Annotated in this window: 7 protein-coding genes; 5 read left to right on the top strand and 2 right to left on the bottom strand. The window is 72.3% G+C overall.

Going from position 1 to position 10,794, the window contains the following annotated elements; translation table 11 throughout:
- Nucleotides 1-180: 180 nt before the first annotated feature.
- The gene (locus H9652_RS15830; protein WP_191797174.1) at nt 181-2,358 is read left to right on the top strand and encodes an intein-containing Rv2578c family radical SAM protein; all 2,178 of its coding nucleotides are present in this window, start codon (nt 181-183) and stop codon (nt 2,356-2,358) included.
- A 24-nt stretch (nt 2,359-2,382) separates the two neighbouring features.
- Here the strand turns inward: H9652_RS15830 and H9652_RS15825 are convergent, their stop codons facing one another.
- Nucleotides 2,383-2,850, bottom strand: a complete 468-nt coding sequence (locus H9652_RS15825) for a PPOX class F420-dependent oxidoreductase (protein WP_191797173.1) — start codon at nt 2,848-2,850, stop codon at nt 2,383-2,385.
- 135 nt (nt 2,851-2,985) lie between these two features.
- Here H9652_RS15825 and aspS point away from each other — a divergent pair, with 135 nt between their 5' ends.
- Together aspS and H9652_RS15815 are read left to right on the top strand one after the other, a co-directional pair.
- Nucleotides 2,986-4,809: an aspartate--tRNA ligase gene (aspS, locus tag H9652_RS15820; protein ID WP_191797171.1), complete on the top strand. Its 1,824-nt coding sequence runs from the start codon at nt 2,986-2,988 to the stop codon at nt 4,807-4,809.
- A gap of 86 nt (nt 4,810-4,895) precedes the next feature.
- Complete coding sequence (locus H9652_RS15815; protein WP_318244210.1) at nt 4,896-5,645, top strand: GNAT family N-acetyltransferase; 750 nt, start codon at nt 4,896-4,898, stop codon at nt 5,643-5,645.
- Nucleotides 5,646-5,749: 104 nt separating this feature from the next.
- On the opposite strand, the gene H9652_RS15810 is transcribed toward H9652_RS15815, so the two are convergent.
- Nucleotides 5,750-8,065: an MMPL family transporter gene (locus tag H9652_RS15810; RefSeq protein ID WP_191797169.1), complete on the bottom strand. Its 2,316-nt coding sequence runs from the start codon at nt 8,063-8,065 to the stop codon at nt 5,750-5,752.
- 179 nt (nt 8,066-8,244) lie between these two features.
- Here H9652_RS15810 and H9652_RS15805 point away from each other — a divergent pair, with 179 nt between their 5' ends.
- Nucleotides 8,245-9,786, top strand: coding sequence for a replication-associated recombination protein A (locus H9652_RS15805; protein ID WP_191797208.1), 1,542 nt, complete (start codon nt 8,245-8,247; stop codon nt 9,784-9,786).
- A gap of 324 nt (nt 9,787-10,110) precedes the next feature.
- Entirely contained in the window at nt 10,111-10,737 is a 627-nt protein-coding gene (gene rpsD / locus H9652_RS15800; protein WP_191790464.1) for a 30S ribosomal protein S4, read from the top strand.
- Nucleotides 10,738-10,794 lie beyond the last annotated feature (57 nt).

Here is a 10,794-nt window from a genome sequence, read left to right as displayed (position 1 = left end):
GACCCGGCCGGGCGGGCGGCCCGGCAGGGAAGCCCCTGCCGGGCCTCACGCGTGCGTGCGCGTGTCGCCGACGCCGGGCCGAGGTCGACCGGCGGTCCGTGCGTGAGGGATGGGCTGAGTCGTCGGAGGCTGCCGCCGACAGTGTCGACAACCGGTTCGAACATGTGTTCGAATAGTGCGATGAGGTGGGACGGGCAGGCGATCACGGCGGACGACGGCGCGCTGCCCGGGCTCGGGCGCATGGCGGGGCGGGTGCGGACCGTGCGCACCCCGGAGTTCGCCGGTGTCACGTTCCACGAGGTGCTCGCCAAGAGCGCGCTGTCCAAGGTGCCGGGGGAGTCCCGCATGCCGTTCACCTGGACGATCAACCCGTACCGCGGATGCTCCCATGCGTGCTCATACTGCCTCGGCCCCGACACGCTCATCCTTCGTGGTGACGGGCGTCAGGTGCCGTTGCGTGACATCCGGGCGGGCGACCAGGTCGTAGGTACCGAGGTCCGAGGTCGGTACAGGCGCTATGTCCTCACGACCGTCGAAGACGTCTGGGCGACACGCAAGCGAGCCTTCTCCATCACGCTCGAGGACGGGACGCGTCTCATGGCGAGCGGTGATCACAGGTTTCTCACGGACCGCGGCTGGAAGCATGTCGTCCCCGGTGAGTGCGGGGCGGGGCGGCGACCACATCTGACGACGAACAACAAGTTGATGGGATTCGGGACGGGCGATCTGGAGAAGCACTCGGCCCCCCGGGACGACGCGGCCTACCGGCGCGGCTATCTCACGGGCATGATCCGTGGCGACGGGATGCTGCTCAGGAGGACCTACCGGCGCCGCGGCGGGAACCCCAACAACGTGAGCATGTTTCGGCTCGCACTGGCGGACCGGGAAGCCCTCGACAGATCGCGTGACTTTCTCGAGCAGGCGGGCATCACCACCACGATGCGACCGTTTAGCCCCGGGTCCACCACGAGACGATCGATCATGGCCATCTTCACGTCCAGGTCCGCGCACTTCGACGCGATCCAGGCGCTCATCAGCTGGCCGCCAGAGGTGGAGCGCGAATGGGCCATCGGCTATCTTGCGGGGATCTTCGACGCGGAGGGCAGCTGCTCGCAGGGGGTGCTGCGCATCTCGAACATGGACGAGGAGATCCTCACTCGCATCACCCGAGCGCTCACGGTGATCGAGGTTCCGTTCGTGCGCGAGCCGCCCAGGGAGAACGGGGTCTCCAGCATCAGGGTCGTGGGCGGCCTGGCGGCGCGAATGCGGTTCTTCAGGATCGTCGATCCTGCGATCAGCAGGAAGCTCGCGGTGACCGGGCGTGCCGTGAAGTCGGACGCGCCGCTCATGGTCCGGTCGGTCGAGGACACCGGGGAGGAACGCGACCTCCTCGACCTTACGACGGGGACCGGGGACTTCATCGCGAACGGCGTCATTAGCCACAACTGCTTTGCGCGCCCCTCGCACCGCTACCTCGACATGAACCCCGGCGAGGACTTCGACAGCCAGATCGTCGTCAAGATGAACGTCGCCGACGTGCTGCGCACCGAGCTCGCCAAGCCGTCCTGGGCGGGCGACGCGGTCGCGCTCGGCACCAACACGGACCCGTACCAGCGCGCCGAGGGACGCTACCGGCTCATGCCGGGGATCATCGACGCGCTCGAGACCTCGCGCACGCCGTTCTCGATCCTCACCAAGGGCACGCTCCTGCGCCGCGACCTGCCGCGCCTGACGCAGGCGGCCGAGCGCGTCGACGTCGGCATCGGCGTCTCCCTGGCCTTCGTCGACGAGGACCTCCAGCAGGCCGTCGAGCCGGGCACGCCCACGCCGCGCGCCCGCCTCGACCTCATCCGCGCCGCCCGGGCGGCAGGGCTGCCGTGCGGGGTCATGATCGCCCCCGTGCTGCCGTGGCTGACGGACTCGACCGACCACCTCACGCGCCTGCTCGACGCGGTCCACGAGGCGGGTGCGACGGGCGCGACGGTTCTCCCGCTCTTCCTCAAGCCCGGCACCCGCGAGTGGTTCATGGCCTGGCTGCGCCGCGACCACCCCGAGCGGGTCGCGGGCTACGAGCGCGTCTACGCGGGCGGGTCGTGCGCGAGCCGCGCGTACCGCGACTGGTTGTGGGCCCGGGTACGGCCGCTGCTCGTCGAGCGCGGATTCGCGAGCGCAGGGCACCGGGCACAGGCACGCACGTCGGGCCACGCCCGGACCGCCTGGCACCCGGAGACCTCTGACGACAGAGCGCGGCACGACGAGGGGTCCTATCCGGCCGGGAGCCTGGTCCAGCGCCTCGGGCCCGGTCCCGTGACCCGCCCACCGGGGGATCCGGCGAGCACCGCCGAGGTCCTCTTCTAGGTCCTCGGGCGTGGTCCCTGACGCTCAGTCCTGCGCCAGCCGTGCCGGGAAGCCGCCCGTGGCCACGGGCCCCCAGCCCGTGATGGTCACGCGCAGCAGCGACTTGCCCTGCGCGACCATGGCCTCGCGGTACTCGTCCCAGTCGGGGTGCTCCCCGGCGACCGACCGGTAGTACTCGACGAGGGGCTCGACCGAGTCGGGCAGGTCGATCACCTCGGCCGTGCCGTCGACCTGCACCCAGGCGTCGTCGAAGTCCTCGCCCAGGACGCACAGCGACGCGGCGGGATCGCGCCGCAGGTTCACGGCCTTGGCGCGGTCGGGGTAGGTCGAGACGACGACGCGCCCCTCGCCGTCGACCCCGTACGTGACGGGGCTCATCTGCGGGGCGCCGCTCGCGCGCCGCGTGAGCAGCACCGCGCGCCGGTCGGCGCGCAGGAACTCGACGAGCTCGGCGCGCCCGAGCCGTTCGGTGGTCGCGATCCGCCTGGCCATGGTGCCTCCCGGGGGGTTCTCCTGAACGTGGTCCGCCCACAGACTAGACTCGTCCGAGTGCGTCGTCTGCGCACTCCCCACTCCCATCCCGGGACGCCACTGTGCGCCCCGGCATGTTCCGGAAGGACTCTCTCCGTGCTTCGCACCCACACAGCCGGCTCCCTGCGGGCCGAGCAGATCGGTCAGACCGTCACCCTCACCGGTTGGGTCGACCGACGCCGCGATCACGGTGGGGTGGCCTTCATCGACCTGCGCGACGCCTCGGGCATCGCCCAGGTCGTCATCCGCGACGAGTCGATCGCGCACCCGCTGCGCGCCGAGTTCGTGCTCCAGGTCACCGGTGTGGTCTCCCGTCGCCCCGAGGGCAACGAGAACAAGAACCTCCCCACGGGTGAGGTCGAGGTCGTGGTGAGCGACGTCGTCGTGCTCAACGAGTCGGCGCCCCTGCCTTTCCAGGTCTCCACGGCCCTCGAGGGCACCGAGGTCATCGGCGAGGAGGCGCGCCTCAAGCACCGCTACCTGGATCTGCGCCGCCCCACCCCGGCCCACGCCTTGCGCCTGCGCGCCAAGGCCAACCAGGCCGCGCGCCGCGTGCTCGACGAGCAGGACTTCGTCGAGATCGAGACCCCGACCCTGACGCGTTCGACGCCCGAGGGTGCCCGTGACTTCCTGGTCCCCGCACGCCTGGCCCCCGGCTCCTGGTACGCGCTGCCGCAGTCCCCGCAGCTCTTCAAGCAGCTGCTCATGGTCTCCGGCATGGAGCGCTACTACCAGATCGCCCGCTGCTACCGCGACGAGGACTTCCGCGCGGACCGTCAGCCCGAGTTCACGCAGCTCGACGTCGAGATGAGCTTCGTCGAGCAGGACGACGTGATCGCGCTCGGCGAGAAGATCCTCGTCGCGCTGTGGGACCTCATCGGGTACAAGATCCCCACGCCGATCCCGCGCATGACGTTCCACGACGCGATGCGCCTGTACGGGTCGGACAAGCCGGACCTGCGCTTCGGCAACCCGCTCGTCGAGCTCACGGACTACTTCAAGGACACCCCGTTCCGCGTCTTCCAGGCCGAGTACGTGGGCGCCGTCGTCATGGCGGGCGGGGCCTCGCAGCCGCGCCGCCAGTTCGACGCCTGGCAGGAGTGGGCCAAGCAGCGCGGGGCCAAGGGCCTGGCGTACGTGACGTTCCAGGAGGACGGGACCCTCGCGGGCCCGGTCGCCAAGAACCTGTCCGACGCCGAGCGCGAGGGCCTGCGCGACGCGACCGGCGCGCAGCCGGGCGACGCCGTGTTCTTCGCGGCGGGCAGGACGAACGAGTCGCGCGCCCTGCTGGGTGCGGCCCGTCAGGAGATCGCGAAGCGCACGGGCCAGATCGACGAGAATGCCTGGGCGTTCGTCTGGATCGTCGACGCCCCGCTGTTCAAGCCCACGGGCGAGGCCGCCGACGAGGGCGACGTCGCCCTGGGCAACTCGGCCTGGACCGCGGTGCACCACGCGTTCACCTCGCCCACGCCCGAGTGGATCGACACGTTCGAGCAGAACCCGGGCGAGGCGCTCGCCTACGCGTACGACATCGTGTGCAACGGCAACGAGATCGGCGGCGGCTCGATCCGTATCCACCGCCGTGACGTCCAGGAGCGCGTGTTCGCGGTCATGGGCATCGGCGAGGAGGAGGCGCAGGAGAAGTTCGGCTTCCTGCTCGACGCCTTCGCGTTCGGTGCCCCGCCGCACGGCGGCATCGCGTTCGGCTGGGACCGCATCGTGGCGCTGCTGACGAAGTCGGACTCGATCCGCGACGTCATCGCGTTCCCCAAGTCGGGCGGCGGGTTCGACCCGCTGACGCAGGCGCCCGCGCCGATCACGGCGCAGCAGCGCAAGGAGGCGGGCGTCGACGCGAAGCCCAAGGCGGCGGCCGGGTCCGAGGCCGGGTCCGAGGCTCCTGCCGCCGCCGGGAAGGCGTGAGCGCCCCGGACACCCGCACGCAGGCAAGGACGCTGGGAGGCTCGACCGGTCTGAGGGACCGGTGGGCCTCCCACCCCTTTGTCCTGGTGGACCTCCCCGAGTGGGACGTGCGCGGGGTGTGGCAGGACGAGCACGCGTGCGTCCTGAGCGTGGCGGCACCGGTCCCCCTGGGGGAGGGCAGCGTGCCCGACGACGGCGCTCACCACCAGCGCGTCGGGCTGTGGGGCATGGGATCGCCCGAGGCGACCGCGAACCTGCTGGCGCGTGTCGCCCAGGACGGTGGGCTCGGTGAGCACGTCGTGAGCGCAGGCCTGCCGCGCGGGACCCTCACGGTCCTGGGGGACCGGTGCGAGGACCTGCCGGCGATCCTGCGTGATCCCGAGCGTGAGCGCTCGGTCTCGACGTGGGACTTCTTCGCGACCCGCGAGGCCCCCGCCGCCCAGCCGGGCGAGGACCGCGTCGAGGCGTTGACCGGCCCGTCGGTCGCGGCCGAGGTCCGGGCGTGCCTGGACGTGGCGAACCCGCTCGCCGAGACGAGCCCCGAGGACCCGCTCGTCCGCTGGTGGGGCTGGCGCGACACCCAGGGCGTGCTGCGCGGGGTCGTCGGCGCCCGCCAGGCAGCACCGGGTGCGCCGTGGTCGCTGGGCAGCATCGCGACCGACCCGGCGTGGCGCGGGCACGGCATCGCCGCGGCGACCACGGCCGTCGTGACCCGTGCCGGGCTCGCCGAGTCCGACTGGGTGACGTTGGGCATGTACGCCGACAACGACGCCGCCCGCCGCGTCTACACCCGCCTGGGCTACGCCGTCGTGCAGGAGTTCGAGAGCCGGCGCTGAGCCGAGCCCGCTCTCGTGTGCCGTCGAGTGCGGAGTATTTGTCGGGAACGCCCGTCGTTCTCGACAGCTGCTCCGCACTCAGCGACTGGGCGCGGCCACCCGGGTCAGTGGGTGATCGAGAACCTCGAGTACAGCCGTCTCAGGTGCTTGGGCGCCCACCAGTTGGCCCGGCCCAGCAGCGTCATCGTCGCGGGCACCAGCAGGATGCGCACGATCGTCGCGTCGATGAACACCGCCACGGCCAGCGCGAACCCGACCTCCTTGATCACGAGCAGCTCGCCGAACACGAACCCCGCGAACACCACGATGATGATGGCCGCGGCCGAGGTGATGATGCGCCCCGAACGCTGCAGCCCCAGGCGGACCGCCTCGTCGTTCGACAGGCCCGCGTCGTGCAGCTCCTTGATGCGGGACAGCAGGAACACCTCGTAGTCCATGGCCAGCCCGAACGCGAACGCGACGACCAGGGCCACGACGTACGTCTCGATGCCGCCCGCCGACGCGAAGTCGAGCACCCCTTCCAGGTGCCCCTCCTGGAACACCCACACCAGCACGCCCAACGACGCGGCGAGCGACAGCGCGTTCGTCAGGAGCGCCTTGACGGGGATGAGCACGGACCCTGTCATGAGGAACAGCAGCACGAACGTCGCGACCACCACGATCCCCACGGCCCACCACACCCGGTCCGCGAGCGCCGCCCGGAAGTCGACCTGCCCGGCGGCCTGCCCGGTGACGTAGAACGTGAACCCGGGGTCCTGGGCGCGCAGCTCCTCGACGACGGCGACGGCCTCGGGGCCGCCCGCGTCGACGGCGGCGAGGTGGACCCCGACGAGCGCGTGGTCGTCGCCGACCGGGACCGCGGGGTCGACCCGCTCGACGCCGTCGAGGCCCGCGATCTCGTCGGCCCAGGCCTGGGCGTCCTCGGTCGTGGAGTCGGTCACGACGCGCACGTCGGCGCTCGCGGACGCGGGGAACTGGGCGGAGAGCTCGTCGACGAACTCGCGCTGGGGGGAGCTCTGGGGCAGCAGCTCGATGCCGGAGTTGCGCATCTGCAGGCCGAGGACCGGTAGCGCGAGCACCACCAGGACGGCGACGGTGGCGAGCATGACCCACACCGGGTGGCGCTGGACGCGGCCGGTGAGCCGGGAGAAGAAGCCCTCGTCGGACTGGACGTCGGCCGTGCGGGCCAGGACGGCGCGCAGCCCGGGGACCTTGCTCAGGACGCCGGGCCGGACGAGCCGGTGGCCCGCGAGCGCGAGCAGGGCGGGCACGAGGGTCATGGCGGTCGCGACGGCGATGAGGATGACGGCGAGCCCGGCAGCGCCGATGGCGCGCAGGATGTCGGGCTCGAAGACCATGAGGCCCGCGATCGAGATCGCGACGGTCAGCGCCGAGAAGGCCACGGTGCGGCCCGCGGTGGCCATGGTGCGTACGACAGCGGCCGTCACGTCGGCGTCGCGGCGACGCGAGCGCCGGGTCCCGCGGGTCGTCCGGGACGCACCCGCAGTGTCGGGACCGGGCTCCGCGGCTGGTGTGGCGTCCCCGGGGGACGTGGCGCGCCCCGGGGACGCGTCGTCGAGCGCGTGCAGCTCCTCGCGGAAGCGGGACACGATGAGCAGCCCGTAGTCGATCGAGAGCCCCAGGCCCAGCAGCGTGACGACGTTGACGACGGACGCGTCGATGGTCAGCGGGTAGGACAGGACGAGGAGGACGCCGAGCCCGGCGCCGATCGAGGCGATGGCCCCGGCCATGGGCATCGCGGCCGCGAGGAACCCGCCGAAGACCAGGACCATGACGAGCAGCGCGATGGGCAGGGCGATCATCTCGCCCGTCGTGAGGTCCTTCTCGACCTGGGAGGTGATGGCCTCGACGATCAGGTCGTTGCTCGACACGAGCCCGGTCGCGTCGGGGGCCACGTCGGCGAGGTCAGCGGGGACGGCCTCGAGGATCTCGACGACGTCGGTCGCGGCCGCGGCCTGGGCGTCCTCGTCGAGGCCCGGCTCGAGCGTCACGGACAGCACGAACCCGTCGCCGTCGGCCGCGACGAGCGACTGCGCGGCCTCGGTCTCGACGCCGCCGGGGATCACGAACGGGTCGACGACCGTCTCGACGCCGGCGACCGCGGCGAGCTCCTGGTGCACGGGGTCCATGGCCTCGGCGAGGGCCGGGTCCGCGGGGTCGACCCCGCTCACGAGGAGCGAGACGGTCTCGCCCGTCTCCGTCTGCTCGGTGAGGATCTCGGTGCCGCGCTCGCTCTGCGAGCCGGGGACCGACGGTTCGCCCGTGGTCAGGCGGTCGAACAGGCTCTCGCCGTGGACGCCCACGACGGCGAGGGCGAACCCCAGGGCGGTCAGCACCACCCACACGGCGACGGTCAGGCGGGGACGGTGGGCGACGGCGCGGCCAAGGCTCTCGAACACCCCGTCAGCATGGCACCTCGCGCGGGGCTGCGCCGGGCCGTGCACAGCGTGGGCGCACACCTCTCACGGAGCGCTCCGTGAGGGCTTCACACGCGCCGACACGGTGCGGCGCGGTACGGAGGCGCAGCGTGTCACGCCGTGTCGGTGGGGGTGCGTAGGCTCGGAGCATGCTTCCCGGGATGGACCTGTTCGACGCCGCGACCTCAGGCACCCAGGGGACTCCTCGTCCAGGACCTGGCGCGCCGCTGGCCGTGCGCATGCGCCCGGCCGCGCTCGACGAGGTCGCCGGCCAGGAGCACCTGCTCGTCGCCGGATCGCCGCTGCGCCGCCTCATCGAGGTGGACGGGCCGGGCGCCTCGCGCGCGGCGCCGGGCTCGGTCATCCTGTGGGGCCCGCCGGGCACGGGCAAGACGACCCTCGCGTACCTCATCGCCACGACCTCGGGCCGGCGCTTCGTCGAGCTCTCGGCCGTGACCGCGGGCGTCAAGGACGTGCGCCAGGTCATCGACGACGCGCGCCGCCGACTCGCGACGGGCGGCGAGGAGACCGTCCTGTTCATCGACGAGGTCCACCGCTTCTCCAAGTCCCAGCAGGACGCGCTGCTGCCCAGCGTGGAGAACCGCTGGGTCACGCTCGTGGCGGCCACGACCGAGAACCCGAGCTTCTCGGTCAACTCCCCGCTGCTCTCACGCTCGCTCCTGCTCACGCTCAAGCCCCTCACGTCGGGCGACGTGCGCGCCCTGGTGCACCGGGCGCTCGTCGACGAGCGCGGGCTGGGCGGGGCCGTCGCCCTCGCGGAGGAGGCCGAGGAGCACCTGGGCCGCCTCGCGGGCGGCGACGCCCGCAAGGCCCTGACCATCCTCGAGGCCGCGGCGGGTGCCGCGCTCTCGGAGGTCCCGGACGCCCCCGTCCGCACCACGGACCGGCCCGACGACGACGCGCCCGCCGCGAGCGACGCCGTCGGGCAGGGCGACGCACCGGGGCAGGGTGAGGCGCACGGAGAGGGTGAGGGTGCCGGGACGCCCGACGAGGAGACCGCGGCCGCGGCGACGGACGAGGAACCCCCGGCGCGCGCCGAGCCCGGGGCCGTGGTCGTCGATCTCGAGACCATGGAGCGCGCGATCGACGTCGCCGCCGTCCGCTACGACCGCGACGGCGACCAGCACTACGACGTCACGAGCGCCTTCATCAAGTCGGTGCGCGGCTCCGACGTCGACGCCTCGCTGCACTACCTCGCGCGCATGATCGCCGCGGGGGAGGACCCGCGGTTCATCGCCCGGCGCATCGTCATCTCGGCCGCGGAGGACGTCGGCATGGCCGACCCCAGCGCGCTGCAGACCGCGGTCGCCGCAGCCCAGGCCGTCGCGCTCATCGGCATGCCCGAGGCCCGCATCATCCTCGCGGAGGCCGTCGTGCACCTCGCGACCGCGCCCAAGTCCAACGCGGCCTACCTCGGGATCGACGCGGCGCTCGCGGACGTGCGCGCGGGCAAGGTCGGGACGGTGCCCGCGCACCTGCGCGACGCGCACTACGCGGGAGCCAAGGAGCTGGGGCACGGCAAGGGGTACAAGTACGCGCACGACGCCCCGCACGCGGTCGCGCGCCAGCAGTACCTGCCCGACGTCCTGCAGGGCACGCGCTACTACACGCCGACCGACCGCGGGTTCGAGCGGTCCGTGACCGAGCGCCTCGACCGGATCCGGCAGATCCTCGGGGACTGACAGGCCCTGACGGGCCCTGCGGCGGCCCGCCAGGAAGCGCGTCGTGCACGTCCGTCGGGGGCGCTCACCAGGCCTCGGGTCAGGCCTCGCACCAGGCGAGGGACCGGGCCTCGCGCCCGGTGCGGTAGACTTCTCAGGTTGTCTCCGCCCGTCAGGGCAGCGGCAACCGCCTGGGACCTCGGCCCCGCAGCCCCGCACGTCATCCTCGACCTCGCGTCGACGGGTGGGCATCCTCACGGATCGCGGCGGCTCATCGGCTGGTCCCGCACCCGGCAATCCGCACGGGTGTGACGTCAAGTACACACGACAGGACAGGAACACACTGTGTCTTCAGTGACTCGTTCGCGCCGCCAGGTTCGCCTGAGCCGCGCGCTGGGCCTCGCGCTCACGCCCAAGGCCGTCAAGCACTTCGAGAAGCGCCCCTACCCGCCCGGTGAGCACGGCCGCGCCCGTCGCCGCACCGAGTCGGACTACGCGGTGCGTCTTCGCGAGAAGCAGCGTCTGCGCGCCCAGTACGCGCTCCGCGAGAAGCAGATGGCTCGCGCCTACGAGGACGCTCGCAAGGACGCCGGTCTGACCGGTGAGGCCATGGTCGAGAACCTCGAGACGCGTCTCGACGCGCTCGTGCTGCGTTCGGGCTTCGCCCGCACCATCCTGCAGGCGCGCCAGGCCGTCGGCCACCGCCACATCCTCGTCGACGGCAAGATCGTCGACCGCCCCTCGTTCAAGGTGAAGCCGGGTCAGACGATCCAGGTCAAGCCGAAGAGCCAGGCCACCACGCCGTTCCAGGTCGCCGCCGCCGGTGCGCACCGCGACGTCCTGCCGGCCGTCCCGGCCTACCTCGACGTCCAGCTCGAGAAGCTGAGCGCCGTCCTGGTGCGTCGCCCCAAGCGCGTCGAGGTCCCCGTGACCTGCGAGGTCCAGCTCGTCGTCGAGTACTACGCTCGCTGATCCTCCTGCGCGGCTGGCGCCGCGCGCCGTGCACGAACGCCTCGCTCACCGCTTCGA

This window comes from Oerskovia rustica (genome assembly GCF_014836555.1).
GTDB classification, from domain to species: domain Bacteria; phylum Actinomycetota; class Actinomycetes; order Actinomycetales; family Cellulomonadaceae; genus Oerskovia; species Oerskovia rustica.
This window is presented reverse-complemented; position numbering and strand designations above follow the sequence as displayed.

Excerpts from the sequence above, each read along its gene's own strand:
- H9652_RS15830 (WP_191797174.1), top strand. The coding sequence starts at position 181 with ATGAGGTGGGACGGGCAGGCGATCACGGCGGACGACGGCGCGCTGCCC.
- H9652_RS15805 (WP_191797208.1), top strand. The coding sequence starts at position 8,245 with ATGGACCTGTTCGACGCCGCGACCTCAGGCACCCAGGGGACTCCTCGT.
- H9652_RS15825 (WP_191797173.1), bottom strand. The coding sequence starts at position 2,850 with ATGGCCAGGCGGATCGCGACCACCGAACGGCTCGGGCGCGCCGAGCTC.